This window comes from Brevundimonas naejangsanensis, assembly GCF_000635915.2.
GTDB classification, from domain to species: domain Bacteria; phylum Pseudomonadota; class Alphaproteobacteria; order Caulobacterales; family Caulobacteraceae; genus Brevundimonas; species Brevundimonas sanguinis.
In genome coordinates this window covers 1,066,886-1,080,720 of the sequence record NZ_CP015614.1, presented here as the reverse complement: position 1 = coordinate 1,080,720, position 13,835 = coordinate 1,066,886, and the positions used below count along the sequence as shown (strand labels likewise).

The window sequence follows — 13,835 nt, the reverse complement described above, 5'->3', positions numbered from 1 at the left end:
GTCAGTCGGCGTCCAGAGCAGCGGCGGGGATGATGGTGACGCTCTCGCCGCAACCGCACGCGTCCGTCTCGTTCGGATTGCGGAAGATGAATTTCGAGGCGAGCTTCGTCACCTCATAATCGATCTCGGTGCCGATCAGGAACAAGACCGCCTTGGGCTCGATCAGGATGGTCACGCCCTTATCCTCGACCACCTCGTCCAGCGGCTGGATCTCTTCGGCATAGGCGAAGGTGTATTCCTGCCCCGCGCAGCCGCTGTTCTTCACGCCGACGCGAAGGCCGACATAGTCTTTCTCAGCGTTGTCCATGATCTCGCGCACGCGCGCGGCGGCAGCGTCCGTCAGGGTCACCGCCTTGGGCCGGGGGCGTCGGGGTCGGGTCGTGGTCTGAAGCTCGGTCATCAGGGCCTCCTCAGAACATGTTCAGGGCCAGCTTGGCCTCGTCGCTCATCTTGGAGGCGTCCCACGGCGGGTCGAACACCAGATTGGCCTTGGCGCTGCGCACGCCATCGACCTTTTTCACTGCATCCTCGACCCAGCCGGGCATTTCCCCGGCGACCGGGCAGCCCGGCGCCGTCAGCGTCATCTCGACCAGGACGTCGCGGTCGTCGGAGACGTCGACCTTGTAGATCAGGCCCAGCTCATAGATGTCGACCGGGATTTCCGGATCATACACCGTCTTCAGCGCCTCGATCAGGTCGTCCGTCAGCTTGTCCAGCTCGGCCTGAGACAGGGCGCTCTTCTGCGGCTCGTCCCAGCTGGCGGCGAAGGCGTCGCTGTCGCTGATCGCGTTGTCGGTCTTGGCGTCGTCCATACTCGTCACACGAAGAAGTTGCGCGCCTTGATCAGCGCGTCCACGAAGGCGTCTGTATCCTCCATGGTGTTATATAGGGCGAAGGAGGCGCGCGTGCTTGCGCTCACGCCTAGTCTTTTCGCTAGCGGCTCGGCGCAGTGCAGCCCGGCGCGCACGGCGACGCCGTAACGATCCATGATCTGCGCCACGTCATGAGCATGGGCGCCCTCGACGGCGAAGGTCAGCAAAGCGCCCTTCCCTTCCGCCTGGCCCAGAATCCGCACCCAGTCACGCTCGGCCAGACGCTCGACGGCGTGGCGATATAGAGCCTGTTCGTGCGCCTGAACAGCGGCCGGATCATACTGCGACAGCCATTCGATCGCCGCGCCCAGACCAATGGCCTCAAGGATCGGCGGCGTCCCGGCTTCAAAGCGATGCGGCGGTTTGGCGTAGGTGACGCGATCCTTCTCGACCGTCTCGATCATCTCGCCGCCGCCCTGATACGGCGGCAGGGCCTCCAGCGCCTCGGCCGTGCCGTACAGGACGCCGATGCCGGTCGGGCCGAACAGCTTGTGGCCGGTCAAGACATAGTAGTCGCAGCCGATAGCCTGAACGTCCGGCGTCGCATGGACCGCGCCCTGACAGCCGTCGATCAGCACTCGCGCGCCGGCCGCGTGGGCCAGGCGGGTGATCTCGGCGACCGGATTGATGGTGCCCAGCACGTTGGACATATGGGTGACGGCGACCAGCCTAGTCTTCGGCCCCAGTAGGGCGGCGAAGGCCTCCATGTCCAGCGAACCGTCGTCCTTGATCGGCGCCCATTTCAGCACCGCCCCGCGCCGCTCGCGCAGGATGTGCCAGGGCACGATGTTGGAGTGGTGCTCCATTTCGGTGACGATGATCTCGTCGCCCGGCTGGATCGACAGACCGACGCCGTTGGCGACCAGATTGATCGCCTCGGTGCCGCCCTTGGTCCAGACGATGGTCTCGGGCGACGGGGCGTTCAGGAAGCGGGCGACGATCTCGCGCGCCTGCTCATAGGCCTCGGTCGCCTCGTTCGACAGGGTGTGAAGACCCCGGTGAACGTTGGCGTAGGAGCCTTCCATCGACGCGACCAGGGCGTCGATCACCGCGCGCGGCTTCTGAGCTGAGGCGGCGCTGTCCAGATAGACCAGGGGCTTGCCGTTCACCTGACGCGACAGGATCGGGAACTGCGCGCGGGCGGCATAGGGGTCGAACCCCGTCTCGCCAACCTTGTTCACAGGCGCATTGATCACAGGCGAGCCGTCAGCCATTCCCGCACCACCTCTCTGGCGCCTTCATGCTCGATGCGGTCGACGACCTCGATCAGGAAGGCATGGGTCAACAGGGCGCGCGCCTCATCAGCCGAGATGCCGCGCTGCTGCATGTAGAACAGGGCGCTTTCGTCCAGCGTCCCGACGGTCGCCCCGTGGGCGCACTGCACCTCGTCGGCATAGATGATCAGCTCGGGCTTGACGTCGATCTCGCCGCGCTCGGACGTGATCAGACCGTGGTGGCCCATGCGGGCGTCGGTGTCGTCGGCGCCCTTCTGGACCAGAATCTTGCCCTGGAAGACGCCGCGCGCCTCGTCACGGACGACGCCCTTGATCAGCTGGCTGGTCGTGCCGTTGGCCGCGACGTGGTCGATGACGGAGGTCAGGTCGGCGTGGCGCGAGCCGCCGAGCAGATAGATTCCGTCGACGCGCGCATCGGCGCCTTCCGCGCCGTGACGCAGGCGGGTCTCGTGACGTTGCAGCTTGGCGCCGGTGGCGACGATGGTCTGGCGATAGCGGCCGCCTGCTTCCAGCTTGACCTCAGCCTCGGCCACCGAAATGGCGTCGTCCGGTTCGTCGCTGAGGACGATCCGAGTGACCTCGGCGTCCGCGGCGACGTCGATCTCGACCTTGTTGTGGGCGACATAGGCCGAGCCCTTGCCCTCGTGCGTCTCCAGCAGCAGCAGTCGCGCGCCGGGTCGGGCGACAATGCGCGCCGCCGCCGTATGGCCTGTGCCCGTCGCGTCCGAGATGAAGCGCAGGCGCACGGTCTGGTCGCCCGAGGCGATGTAGTCCCTCACCCCGACCGGGCGGCCGTTGGCGAAGACGATGGCGTCGCCGCCCAGGTCGTAGAACGGCCCCGGCGCATCGACGACGGCCGTGCCGGACGGTTTAGGCGCTTCGCGAAGAAAGCGCTTCAGGTCACTGTATTTCCACTCCTCGACCCGCCGCGAAGGGAAGGTCGCAGCGTCGGTCAGGTCCAGCCGGGCGAGCGCTTTCATGCGGCCTCCGGCAGGAACTTGTCGTAGCCTTCCGCCTCCAGCTGATGCGCCAGCTCCGGCCCCCCCGAGGCGACGATGCGGCCGCCGGCCAGGACGTGCACGCGGTCCGGTTTGATGTAGTCCAGCAGGCGCTGGTAGTGGGTGATCACCAGCATCGACCGTTCCGGACTGCGCATGGCGTTCACGCCGTCGGCGACGATGCGCAGGGCGTCGATGTCGAGGCCCGAGTCCGTCTCGTCCAGGATCAGCATCGACGGCTCCAGCAGGGCCATCTGCAGGATCTCCATCCGCTTCTTCTCACCGCCGGAGAAGCCGACATTCAAAGGACGTTTGAGCATGTCGAAGTCCATCTTCAACGACTGCGACGCCGCCTTGACCAGCTTCAGGAAGGCGGGAGCTGAAACTTCTTCCTCGCCGCGCGCGCGCTTCTGGGCGTTCAGAGCCGTGCGGATGAAGGTCATGGCCGGAACGCCCGGAATCTCGATCGGATACTGGAACGACAGGAACAGGCCCGCCGCCGCGCGCTCAGCCGGATCAAGGTCCAGCAGGTTCACGCCGTTCCACGAGGCCGAACCGTCCGTCACCTCATAGCCGGGGCGGCCGGAGAGGCTGTAGCCCAGCGTCGACTTGCCCGCCCCGTTCGGGCCCATAATCGCATGAACTTCGCCCGCAGGCACATCGAGCGTCAGACCCTTGAGGATCGGCTTGTCGGCGACAGAGACGTGGAGATTATTGATCTTAAGCATTGTTTTTCTTCTTCAACTCACTCAGCCGACCGAGCCTTCGAGGCTGATCGCCACCAGCTTCTGGGCTTCTACGGCGAACTCCATCGGCAATTCCTGCAGGACATCGCGGACGAAACCGTTGACCAGCAAGGCCACGGCCTCCTCTTCCGACAGACCGCGCTGCTGGGCGTAGAAGAGCTGGGCTTCGGACAGGCGGGTGGTGGTCGCCTCGTGCTCCAGCTGGGCCGAGCCGTTGCGGACCTCGATGTAGGGAATGGTGTGGGCGCCGCACTCCTTGCCGATCAGCAGGCTGTCGCACTGGGTGAAGTTGCGCACGCCGGTCGCCTTGGGGTGGATCGACACCAGGCCCCGATAGGTCGAATCCGACTTACCGGCCGAAACCGTCTTGGCGATGATGCGGCTGCGGCTGTTCTTGCCCAGGTGGATCATCTTGGTGCCGGTGTCGGCCTGCTGATGGCCGTTGGTGATGGCGATGGAATAGAACTCGCCCGAGCTTTCCTCGCCCTTCAAGATGCAAGATGGGTATTTCCAGGTGACGGCCGAGCCGGTTTCAACCTGCGTCCAGCTGACCTTGGAGCGGTCGCCGCGACAGTCGGCGCGCTTGGTGACGAAGTTGTAGATGCCGCCCTTGCCCTCAGCGTCGCCGGGGTACCAGTTCTGGACCGTCGAGTATTTCACCTCGGCGTCGTCCAGGGCGACGATCTCCACGACCGCTGCGTGCAGTTGGTTTTCATCGCGCATCGGCGCGGTGCAGCCTTCCAGATAGGAGACGTAAGAGCCCTTGTCGGCGATGATCAGGGTGCGCTCGAACTGGCCGGTCTGGCTGGCGTTGATGCGGAAATAGGTCGACAGCTCCATCGGGCAGCGCACGCCCGGCGGAATGTACACGAAGCTGCCGTCGGAAAAGACCGCGCTGTTCAGGGCCGCGAAATAGTTGTCGCTGACCGGCACGACCGTGCCGAGATACTGACGCACCAGATCAGGATATTCGCGCAAGGCCTCGGAAATCGGCATGAAAATCACGCCGTGCTTGGCCAGCTCCTCCTTGAAGGTGGTGACCACGCTGACGCTGTCGAAAACGGCGTCCACGGCATAACGCGGCGCGCCCTCGACCCCTGCCAGGACCTCCTGCTCCTTCAGCGGGATGCCCAGCTTTTCATAGACGGCCAGCAGTTCGGGATCGACTTCGTCCAGCGACTTCGGCCCCTCCTTCTTCACCGGCGCGGCGTAGTAGTAGAGGTCCTGATAGTCGACGGGCTCGTATTTCACCGCCGCCCAGGTCGGCTCCTCCATCGCCAGCCAGCGCTCATAGGCGGCCAGGCGCCATTCCAGCATCCACTCCGGCTCGCCCTTCTTCTCGGAGATGAAGCGGACGATGTCGGCGCTCAGGCCGCGCGGCGCATATTCCGTCTCAATGTCCGACGTAAAGCCGTGCTCATATTTTTCGAGAGCGGCGACTGTGTCGATGGTTTCCTGAACAATAGCCATAATTTACGCGACTTCCTTAGCGCGCTCAATCAGGCGCGCACTATGCTTTTCCCAGGCCGCGACCCAGGCATCGGCGAAGCGAGTCCAGTCCGACTCGGTCGTGCCCCAGCCGCCGGAGACGCGCACGCCCCCGGTCGCCAGGTGATGAAGACCCATGGCGCTGATCGCCTTGGACGGCTTGACCTTGCCGGACGAGCAGGCCGAACCGGCAGACACCATGACCCCGACAAGGTCGAGGGTGATCAGCTGCTGCGGGCTGTCCCAGCCCTCAACCGCCATAAACAGGGTGTTGGGCAGACGCTCCACCGCGCCGCCGATGATCGTCGCGCCCGCAGCCTTGACCTTAGCCTCGGCAGCATCGCGCCAGACGACATGCGTCATGGCGGCGTCCAGATCGCGCGCGGCGCAGTCGGCCGCGACGCCGAAACCGGCGATGCCCGGCACGTTCTCGGTCCCGGCGCGCAGCCCGCGCTCCTGGCCCGCGCCGTGCAGGATGCGGACGGCCGACACGCCGTCCTTCAGCACCAAAGCGCCCACGCCCTGCGGCCCGCCCAGCTTGTGCGCCGAGAGGGTCAGGCTGTCGGCGCCCAGCGCCTTCATCGTCACCGGAACCTTGCCCGCCGACTGAATGGCGTCGACGTGCAGCCAGCCGCCCGCCGCATGGACCAGCTTCGCCGCCTCGGCGATCGGCTGGATCACGCCGCTTTCATTGTTGGCGTGATGGATGGCGACGACCGCGCGACCCGGGCGCGCCAGCGCCTCGGCCAGCCAGGTCAGATCGACCACGCCGTTCGAATCCACCGGCAGCACCTCGACCGGCGCGCCGCTGACGGCGGCGGCCTCGGCCACGCAAGGGTGCTCGGTCGCGCTGACGATCAGCCGCTCGCAGCCGGCGGCCAGGGCGCTATGGATGGCCTGAGCATTGGATTCGGTGCCGCCCGAAGAGAAGATGATCGCCGTCTGATCGGCCCCGACCAGATCGGCCACCTGCGCCCGCGCCGTCTCGACGCGTGCTCGTGCGCGACGTCCGGCGGCGTGGACCGCCGATGGATTGCCGTTGTCGGCCAAGGCCTTGGCCATGATGTCCTGAACCTCAGGACGAACCAGGCCGGAGGCGTTGTAGTCGAGGTAAACGCTCATGCGGCGGCCTCCATCGAGTCCGCGCCGACGCGCGCCCGGCCCGTCCGCTTCTCGACCACGTCGGCGAGGCTGACCCCGGCTAGATAGCGATGAATCTCTGCGCCCAGATCTTCCCACAGGTCATGGGTGATGCAGCGGGCGCCGCCCGTCATGCAGCCACGCGGCGTGCCGTGGGCGGCGCAGCGCGTGGCGCGGATCGGCTCATCAACGGCCAGAACAATGTCGGCCACGACCATCTCGCCCGCCGCCTTGGCCAGCCGATAGCCGCCGCCCGGCCCCCGCACGCTCTTGACCAGACCGCCTTTGCGCAGGCGCGCAAAAAGCTGTTCCAGATAGCTGAGCGAGATTTCCTGACGCGCCGCGATTTCAGCCAGGGAGACGGCCCGATCGGCGCCGTTCTTCGCCAGATCGGCCATCGCCATGACGGCGTAACGTCCCTTGGTCGACAGACGCATCCCAATACCTCAAAATTCTACCGCTTTTCAGGCTCGCTGTGCTAAGACCCCCGGCCTTGCTGGCGAGCGCATCGTGCAGGGGGGGACTTAGAAAGTCCTACCTGTGTGGTCAAGTATTATCCGCTCGCGAAACCACTGTTGATCGTAGGGACCGCCATCCATGCCTGAAGTCATCCTGCCTGGCGCCTCCGGCCGCATCGAAGGCCGCTACTCTCCTGGCAAGCGTCCCGACGCGCCGATCGCCCTGATCCTGCACCCCCACCCCAAGGCGGGCGGGCATATGAACAACCCCGTCGCCCTGACGATGCACCAGCTGTTCGTCCAGCGCGGCTTCGCCACCTTGCGCTACAACAGCCGCGGCGTGGGCAAGTCGCAGGGCGAGTTCGACAGCGGCATCGGCGAGCTGGCCGACGCAGCGACGGCGCTGGACTGGCTGCAGGCCAACAACCCCGCCGCCACCCAGACCTGGGTCGCCGGCTATCAGTTCGGCGCCTATATCGGGATGCAGCTGCTGATGCGTCGCCCCGAAACCGACGGCTTCATCTCGGTGTCCCCGCCGTCAAACATCTATGACTTCAGCTTCCTGGCCCCCTGCCCGGCTTCGGGCCTGTTCCTGCACGGCACGGCCGACACCGTGGTGCCGCCCGCCGATGTCGAGCGCGTGGTGAACAAGCTGCGCACCCAGAAGGGCATCGTCATCGACTACGAGTTGGAAGAAGGCGCGACCCACTTCTGGCAGGACCACATCGGCGCGGTCGAGCGCCGCGTCGGCGCCTATCTGGACAAGCGGCTGGAAGAAAAGCCGGCCTGATCGGCATAGCGATATCCTGATTGAAGCGGCGTCCTGATCTTCGGGGCGCCGTTTCTAATTGCGCCGTTCGTCAGTGTTCGCCTTCCGCAGCGGCCACAGCCGCCGGACGGTGAGCGCGGACGCACCAGACGACGCTCACGATCATCAGGATCATGGCGACGATCTCGATCACGGTCGGGCCGCGCTGTTCCCAGATGAAGCCGTAGATAAAGGCGAACAGGGTCTCGGACACGATCATCTGGCCGAGCATGGTCAGGGGCAGCAGGCGGCTGGCCTGGTTCCAGAAGGCGTTGCCGATGACCGAGGCGAAGATCGCCACGCCCGCGCTGACGCCGATCAGACGCAGCCAGGCGTCATCCGTCATGCCGCCCAACGTGAACAGCGACGGGATGACCAGCACCAGCGCCAGCCCTCCTGTGACCACGCCGGTCAGCAACGACCACTCATGCGGGGTGACGTCGGGCAGGCGCCCCATCCAGCGGCTGTTGCCGACGGCGAAGGCGGTCCAGGACAGCAGGGCAGCCAGGGCGCACCCCAGACCGATCAGCGTGGCCGTGCCGCTTTGCGCCGCGGCGCCGCCGCCCTGGCTCAAGGACTGCCACCCGATCAGACCGACCGCGAGCGCCGCCACGGCGATGGGCGGCGCGACGCGCGACAGCGGCGGCGAATCGTTGTCTCGCAGGCCCCATAGGGCCACGACTACGGGCACCATGCCGACGATCAGGGCCGAGGCCGCCACGCCTGCGTAATGCACGCTGACCACCAGGAAGGCGAAGTAGACCAGGTTCCCCGCCAGGCTCAGCCAGACCAGCGCGCCCCACGCTTCGCGCGTCAGGGCGGCCGTCACCCGCCGCCAGCGGGGCGCGATCAGCAAGACCGCGATCAGGCCATAGGCGAGGTAGCGACCCGCCGTCAGCAGCAGGGGCGAGGCCTCGGGGACCATCTTCGGCGCCAGGAAGACCAGCCCCCACAGAGCGCCCGCCGCCAGACCGCTGGCGACGCCCCAGAAACGCGAAGACGCCGCCATTATTCGGCTCCCGGTTCGACAATCCGGCCGCCGGTCATAGGGGCCGGAACGCCTGTCGTGCCGGGGAAGCTGATCGGCAGGCCCAGACGACAGCGCGCGGCCAGGAAGGCGAAGGCCTCGGCCTCGATCGCGTCGCCGCGCCAGCCCATGTCCTCGGCGGTCGAGATAGGGACGCCGACGCGCTCGCGGATCGCGGCCAGCAGCGCCGGATTATGACGCCCGCCGCCGCAAACGACGATCTCCTTCGCCTGCTCCGAACAGCGGGCGACGGCCAGGGCCACGGCCTGCGCCGCGAAGGCGGTCAGGGTGGCGGCGGCGTCTTCCAGCGACAAATCCGCCACCGGCTCCAGCGAGAAGTCGAAACGATCCAGGGACTTCGGGCCGCTCGCGGCGAAATAGGGATGGGCTAGATAGGCGTCCAGCACAGCCTGATCGACCGTTCCCGCCGCCGCCAGACGACCGCCCTCGTCCATCCGCTTCTTCATGCGCGACTGGACCAACAGATCGACCATGCCGTTGGCCGGGCCGGTGTCGAAGGCCTCCAAGTCGCCGTCGGCGCGGATCAGGGTGATGTTGCCGACCCCGCCCAGATTGAGCACAGCGACAGGCCCCTCCATCCCCGCCTTGCGGACCAGCGCTGCGTGATAGATCGGCGCCAGCGGCGCGCCCTGCCCGCCCGCCGCCACGTCGGCGCTGCGGAAATCATAGGCGACGGGGACCCCCAGCCCTTCGGCCACACTGGCGGCGTCGATAAGCTGGACGGTGCGGCCCTGCAGGTCGGGCGTCGGCGCCTCGTGCAGCACCGTTTGGCCGTGGACGCCGACCAGATCCAGCGCACTGGACTTCACCCCGTTCACCGCCATGAAGCCGAGCGCGGCGGCCAGATGCGCATCGGCCACCGCCATGCGGGCGTCTTCGAAGCTGTCCGGTTCTTCTTCGTCGCGCTCCCAATCGAAGGCGTCGTCGATGGCGTCCTCAATGATGGCGCGGCTCTCTGCGTCCAGTTTCATCTCGCCGGCGGGGCCGAAAGACAGGATGTCGTGGCCGTCCGTTTCGATCACCGCCATGTCCACGGCGTCGAGCGAGGTGCCGGTCATGAATCCAAGCACGCGCAGGGTCTTTTTCGGGGAGGTCGTCATGGCGGCTTGACTGCCACGTCGGGGGCGACGTAGCTAGCGCCCATGATCGCGCAACCGGCCCTTTTCGCCGCCTATTACTACGGCCTCTACTAGAGAGCGGCCGCGATCCTTGCCGCCCTTCCCTCGGCGGCATTATTCCTCGGAAGACGGCCGCCGGTTCTGATGCTACGGACCCGACCATGACCGAGCCCACGACCCAAACCGTTTCCGAAACCGCCTTCAAATCGGACTTCCTGCGCCTGATGAAGGCGCGCGGCTATATCCACCAGATCACCCACCCGGTCGAACTGGATGAGGCGGCCGCGTCGGGCGTGGTCACGGGCTATATTGGTTTCGATGCGACGGCGCCCAGCTTGCACGTCGGCCACCTGATCCAGATCATGCTGCTGCGTCGTCTTCAGCAGGCCGGACACAAGCCGATCGTCCTGATGGGCGGCGGCACGACCAAGGTCGGCGACCCCTCGTTCAAGGACACCCAGCGCCCCCTGCTGACCGAGGAAAAGATCGCCGAGAACATCGCCGGCATCAAAGGCGTGTTCGAGAAATTCCTGACCTTCGGCGACGGCCCGACCGACGCCATCATGCTGGATAACGACGAGTGGCTGTCGCAGCTGGGCTACCTGCAGTTCCTGCGCGACTACGGCACGCACTTCACCATCAACCGGATGCTGAGCTTCGATTCGGTCAAGCTGCGCCTGGATCGCGAGCAGCCGCTGACCTTCCTAGAGTTCAACTACATGCTGATGCAGGCGACCGACTTCCTGGAGCTGAACCGACGCTATGGCTGTTCGCTGCAGATGGGCGGCTCGGACCAGTGGGGCAACATCATAAACGGCGTCGAACTGACCCGCAAGGTGGACCACAAGGCCGCCTTCGGCCTGACCACGCCGCTGCTGTCCACCGCCTCGGGCCAGAAGATGGGCAAGACGGTCGGCGGCGCCGTGTGGCTGAACGCCGACGCCCTGTCGCCGTTCGACTATTGGCAATACTGGCGCAACACCGAAGACGGCGACGTGGGCCGCTTCATGCGCCTGTTCACCGACCTGCCGCTGGATCAGATAGAGCGCTATGAGGCGCTTCAAGGCGCCGAGATCAACGACGCCAAGAAGGCGCTGGCCGACGCGACCACCTCCATGCTGCACGGCGCCGAGGCCGCACAGGCCGCGCGCGCGGCCGCTGAAGCCGCCTTCGAGAAGGGTCAGCTGTCGGCCGACCTGCCGACCGTCGAACTGCCGCGCGACGAGGTGATTGGCGCCATGATCGCCGCCGTCACGACCAAGGCGGGTCTCAGCAGCTCCAATGGCGAAGCGCGTCGTTTGGCCCAGGGCGGCGGTCTTCGCCTGAACGACGAGGTCGTCAACGACGGCGCCCGCCTGATTGAAGAGGCCGACCTGAACGCGGACGGCGTGCTGAAGCTCGGCGCCGGCAAGAAGAAGCTAGTGCTGGTGCGCCCGGTTTAAGGAGAGCGCTGTGACCGACATCACCGAAAATACGCCCGCCCCTGCTTTCGATCTGGCGACAGACGGCGGCGGGCGCGTGTCGCTGGACGGGCTGAGGGGCAAGAACGTCGTGCTCTACTTCTACCCCAAGGCCGACACGCCCGGCTGCACGACCGAAGGTCAGGACTTCTCGGCCCTGATCGACCGGTTCGCGGCGGCGAACGCGGTCGTGATCGGGGTGTCGCGCGACACGGTGAAGAAGCTGGACCGCTTCAAGGCCAAGCATGACCTCAAGGTCGTGCTCGGCTCGGACGAGGACGGCGTGGTCACCGAAGCCTGGGGCGTGTGGGTGCAGAAGAAGCTCTACGGCCGCGAATATATGGGCATTGAGCGCGCCACCTTCCTGATCGACGGCCAGGGCGCGGTCCGCCGCGCCTGGCGCAACGTCAAGGTCAAGGGCCACGCCGAAGAGGTTCTGGCCGCCGTCGAAGCGCTTTGATCGGCGAGCGGGGTTCGGAAGGCCCCGCTTGACCTCTCCGCCTCAGCCCGCGCTAAGTGTCGCCAGGGATTGCATCCTCAGGGGCTGACATTGACCAAACGCCGATAATCGCGGCGTGACGCGGAGAGCATGAATGTTCAATAAGAACAAACCGTTCGACAACAACCCCTCTGGCGGAATGGGCATTCCCAAGCCGCCTGAGCCGGTCCAGCCCAAGCCGGAGCCCGCCGCCCCGATCGCCGCTGCGCCTGCGCGCGCGCCTGAACCGGCTCGCCCCGCCGCCCGTTCCTCCAGCCTTTCGACCCTATCGGCGGGCGTAAAGTATGAGGGCAACATCTCCGGCGCAGGCGAACTTCAGGTCGACGGCTCTCTGAAAGGCGACATCCGCGTGGTGCGCGTGGTGATCGGCGAAGGCGGCGCGGTCGAGGGCACGGTGCACGCCGACATCCTTGAGGTGCGCGGCCGCGTCTCGGGCGCCATCGTCGCCAAGCAGGTCAAGCTGTTCGCCACCTCGCGCGTCGAGGGCGACATCACCCAGGAGCAGCTGTCGATCGAACAGGGCGCCTGGTTCCAGGGCCGCTGCACCCAGGCCAAGCGCGACACGCCGGGCGCCAATATGCTGGAGACCCCTGCTGCGGCCGAAAAGCCTGCGCCCGCCAAGACGGACGCCAAGGTCGAGGCCCCGATCCAAACCAAGCCTGCAGCCTGATCGGCGCGAGTGCTGACAACGAGAAAGGGCGGCCCGCAAAGGCCGCCCTTTTTTATGCACCGGTCAGGCGGGTCAGCCCTCGCGGGTTTCGCCCACCCGAGCCGCCAGCGCCGCGCCCATGAACTGGTCCAGGTCGCCGTCCAGAACGCCTTGCGTGTCCGAGGTTTCGACCTCGGTGCGCAGGTCCTTCACCATCTGATACGGCTGCAGGACATAGGATCGGATCTGGTGGCCCCAACCGATGTCCGTCTTGGCGTCAGCCAGAGCCTGGGCCGCAGCCTCACGCTTCTGAAGCTCAAGCTCGTACAGACGCGCGCGCAGCATCTTCCAGGCCTGGTCGCGGTTCTGGTGCTGCGAGCGGCCCGCCTGACAGGCGACCACGGTATTGGTCGGAATGTGGGTCAGACGCACCGCCGAGTCCGTCTTGTTGACGTGCTGACCGCCCGCGCCCGATGCGCGATAGGTGTCCGTGCGCACGTCCGACGGGTTGATCTCGATCTCGATGCTGTCGTCGACGACGGGCGAGACCCCGACCGAGGCGAACGACGTGTGCCGCTTGGCCGCCGCATCATAGGGGCTGATGCGCACCAGACGGTGGACGCCCGATTCGGACTTCAGCCAGCCATAGGCGTTAGGTCCGGAGATCAGCAGGGTCGCCGACTTGATGCCGACCTGTTCGCCGGACTCTTCTTCCTGAAGCTCGACCTCATAGCCGTGCGAGCGCGCCCAGCGGCTGTACATCCGCAGCAGAATGCCCGCCCAGTCGTTGGACTCGGTGCCGCCCGCGCCGGAGTTGACCTCCAGATAAGCGTCGTTGCCGTCAGCCTCGCCGGACAGCAGGGCTTCCAGTTCGGCGCGCGCGGCACGGTCCTTGATGGACTTCAGCTGTTCACGCGCTTCTTCGAGGGTGGCTTCGTCGCCCTCTTCGTCCGCCATTTCGGCCAGCATGATCCCGTCTTCGAGACCCTGCTCCATCTCCTTGACGGCGTTGACCTGAACTTCCAGACGCGAGCGTTCGCGGCTGACGGCCTGGGCCTGTTCGGGATTGTCCCACAGCGTCGGATCCTCGACCCGCGCGTTCAGCTCATCGAGCTTTCTTAGAGCGACATCCCAGTCAAAGTCGCCTCCTGAGCAGAGCGACGCTCTGCTCGATGTCGGCCTTCATGGCCTCGACATCCGATCTCATCGCAAACTCCTGCGAACGGAAGTCCCCCGCAACCAGGACCGCGCGACGCGCGTCCGATAGGGAAGGACAGGTGAAACGGCGCGCCTGAAAGCAGGCGCGCCGGGTTGAT

At 66.2% G+C, this 13,835-nt stretch carries 15 protein-coding genes; 4 read left to right on the top strand and 11 right to left on the bottom strand.

Features of this window, described 5'->3' with window-relative positions:
- Position 1 precedes the first annotated feature (1 nt).
- From DA69_RS05135 to DA69_RS05100, 8 genes are read right to left on the bottom strand one after another with little or no spacing between them, the layout of a single operon-like run.
- Complete coding sequence (locus DA69_RS05135; protein WP_025977137.1) at positions 2–400, bottom strand: HesB/IscA family protein; 399 nt, start codon at positions 398–400, stop codon at positions 2–4.
- A gap of 10 nt (positions 401–410) precedes the next feature.
- Positions 411–812: an SUF system Fe-S cluster assembly protein gene (locus DA69_RS05130; RefSeq protein WP_025977138.1), complete on the bottom strand. Its 402-nt coding sequence runs from the start codon at positions 810–812 to the stop codon at positions 411–413.
- 5 nt (positions 813–817) lie between these two features.
- Positions 818–2,086, bottom strand: coding sequence for an aminotransferase class V-fold PLP-dependent enzyme (locus tag DA69_RS05125; RefSeq protein WP_025977139.1), 1,269 nt, complete (start codon positions 2,084–2,086; stop codon positions 818–820).
- Positions 2,065–3,087: a Fe-S cluster assembly protein SufD gene (gene sufD / locus DA69_RS05120; RefSeq protein ID WP_025977140.1), complete on the bottom strand. Its 1,023-nt coding sequence runs from the start codon at positions 3,085–3,087 to the stop codon at positions 2,065–2,067. The genes DA69_RS05125 and sufD overlap by 22 nt, the downstream gene beginning before the upstream one ends.
- On the bottom strand, positions 3,084–3,833 hold the full coding sequence (gene sufC, locus DA69_RS05115; protein WP_025977141.1) for a Fe-S cluster assembly ATPase SufC: 750 nt from the start codon (positions 3,831–3,833) through the stop codon (positions 3,084–3,086). Before sufC ends, sufD begins: the two co-directional genes overlap by 4 nt.
- A gap of 21 nt (positions 3,834–3,854) precedes the next feature.
- Positions 3,855–5,321: a Fe-S cluster assembly protein SufB gene (gene sufB / locus DA69_RS05110; RefSeq protein WP_025977142.1), complete on the bottom strand. Its 1,467-nt coding sequence runs from the start codon at positions 5,319–5,321 to the stop codon at positions 3,855–3,857.
- Between the two features lie 3 nt (positions 5,322–5,324).
- Positions 5,325–6,461, bottom strand: coding sequence for a cysteine desulfurase family protein (locus DA69_RS05105; RefSeq protein ID WP_025977143.1), 1,137 nt, complete (start codon positions 6,459–6,461; stop codon positions 5,325–5,327).
- Positions 6,458–6,916 (bottom strand): Rrf2 family transcriptional regulator, encoded by a 459-nt coding sequence (locus DA69_RS05100; protein WP_025977144.1) that lies wholly within the window; start codon positions 6,914–6,916, stop codon positions 6,458–6,460. The genes DA69_RS05105 and DA69_RS05100 overlap by 4 nt, the downstream gene beginning before the upstream one ends.
- A 160-nt stretch (positions 6,917–7,076) precedes the next feature.
- Here DA69_RS05100 and DA69_RS05095 point away from each other — a divergent pair, with 160 nt between their 5' ends.
- The gene (locus DA69_RS05095; protein WP_003167032.1) at positions 7,077–7,727 is read left to right on the top strand and encodes an alpha/beta hydrolase; all 651 of its coding nucleotides are present in this window, start codon (positions 7,077–7,079) and stop codon (positions 7,725–7,727) included.
- 70 nt (positions 7,728–7,797) lie between these two features.
- On the opposite strand, the gene DA69_RS05090 is transcribed toward DA69_RS05095, so the two are convergent.
- Together DA69_RS05090 and DA69_RS05085 are read right to left on the bottom strand one after the other, a co-directional pair.
- A complete protein-coding gene (locus DA69_RS05090; RefSeq protein ID WP_025977145.1) occupies positions 7,798–8,754 on the bottom strand; it encodes a DMT family transporter in 957 nt (318 codons plus the stop codon).
- Complete coding sequence (locus DA69_RS05085; RefSeq protein ID WP_029972486.1) at positions 8,754–9,893, bottom strand: anhydro-N-acetylmuramic acid kinase; 1,140 nt, start codon at positions 9,891–9,893, stop codon at positions 8,754–8,756. The genes DA69_RS05090 and DA69_RS05085 overlap by 1 nt, the downstream gene beginning before the upstream one ends.
- A gap of 179 nt (positions 9,894–10,072) precedes the next feature.
- On the opposite strand from DA69_RS05085, the gene tyrS reads away from it, so the two are divergent.
- The 3 genes from tyrS (at position 10,073) to DA69_RS05070 (ending at position 12,540) form a co-directional block, all read left to right on the top strand.
- Positions 10,073–11,353: a tyrosine--tRNA ligase gene (gene tyrS, locus DA69_RS05080; RefSeq protein ID WP_025977147.1), complete on the top strand. Its 1,281-nt coding sequence runs from the start codon at positions 10,073–10,075 to the stop codon at positions 11,351–11,353.
- Positions 11,354–11,363: 10 nt separating this feature from the next.
- Positions 11,364–11,831, top strand: a complete 468-nt coding sequence (locus tag DA69_RS05075) for a peroxiredoxin (RefSeq protein ID WP_025977148.1) — start codon at positions 11,364–11,366, stop codon at positions 11,829–11,831.
- A gap of 133 nt (positions 11,832–11,964) precedes the next feature.
- Positions 11,965–12,540: a bactofilin family protein gene (locus tag DA69_RS05070; protein WP_025977149.1), complete on the top strand. Its 576-nt coding sequence runs from the start codon at positions 11,965–11,967 to the stop codon at positions 12,538–12,540.
- A 72-nt stretch (positions 12,541–12,612) separates the two neighbouring features.
- Here the strand turns inward: DA69_RS05070 and prfB are convergent.
- A protein-coding gene (gene prfB, locus DA69_RS05065) for a peptide chain release factor 2 (RefSeq protein ID WP_145915899.1) occupies positions 12,613–13,726 on the bottom strand; the annotation gives its coding sequence in 2 pieces (ribosomal slippage) (positions 12,613–13,656 and positions 13,658–13,726; 1,113 coding nt in all).
- Positions 13,727–13,835 lie beyond the last annotated feature (109 nt).

What these genes read in the sequence shown, in the direction of transcription:
- DA69_RS05135 (WP_025977137.1), bottom strand. Translation starts at nt 400, where the DNA reads ATGACCGAGCTTCAGACCACGACCCGACCCCGACGCCCCCGGCCCAAG.
- tyrS (WP_025977147.1), top strand. Translation starts at nt 10,073, where the DNA reads ATGACCGAGCCCACGACCCAAACCGTTTCCGAAACCGCCTTCAAATCG.
- DA69_RS05090 (WP_025977145.1), bottom strand. Translation starts at nt 8,754, where the DNA reads ATGGCGGCGTCTTCGCGTTTCTGGGGCGTCGCCAGCGGTCTGGCGGCG.
- sufC (WP_025977141.1), bottom strand. Translation starts at nt 3,833, where the DNA reads ATGCTTAAGATCAATAATCTCCACGTCTCTGTCGCCGACAAGCCGATC.
- DA69_RS05100 (WP_025977144.1), bottom strand. Translation starts at nt 6,916, where the DNA reads ATGCGTCTGTCGACCAAGGGACGTTACGCCGTCATGGCGATGGCCGAT.
- DA69_RS05130 (WP_025977138.1), bottom strand. Translation starts at nt 812, where the DNA reads ATGGACGACGCCAAGACCGACAACGCGATCAGCGACAGCGACGCCTTC.
- DA69_RS05095 (WP_003167032.1), top strand. Translation starts at nt 7,077, where the DNA reads ATGCCTGAAGTCATCCTGCCTGGCGCCTCCGGCCGCATCGAAGGCCGC.
- sufD (WP_025977140.1), bottom strand. Translation starts at nt 3,087, where the DNA reads ATGAAAGCGCTCGCCCGGCTGGACCTGACCGACGCTGCGACCTTCCCT.
- DA69_RS05105 (WP_025977143.1), bottom strand. Translation starts at nt 6,461, where the DNA reads ATGAGCGTTTACCTCGACTACAACGCCTCCGGCCTGGTTCGTCCTGAG.
- DA69_RS05125 (WP_025977139.1), bottom strand. Translation starts at nt 2,086, where the DNA reads ATGGCTGACGGCTCGCCTGTGATCAATGCGCCTGTGAACAAGGTTGGC.
- sufB (WP_025977142.1), bottom strand. Translation starts at nt 5,321, where the DNA reads ATGGCTATTGTTCAGGAAACCATCGACACAGTCGCCGCTCTCGAAAAA.
- DA69_RS05085 (WP_029972486.1), bottom strand. Translation starts at nt 9,893, where the DNA reads ATGACGACCTCCCCGAAAAAGACCCTGCGCGTGCTTGGATTCATGACC.
- DA69_RS05070 (WP_025977149.1), top strand. Translation starts at nt 11,965, where the DNA reads ATGTTCAATAAGAACAAACCGTTCGACAACAACCCCTCTGGCGGAATG.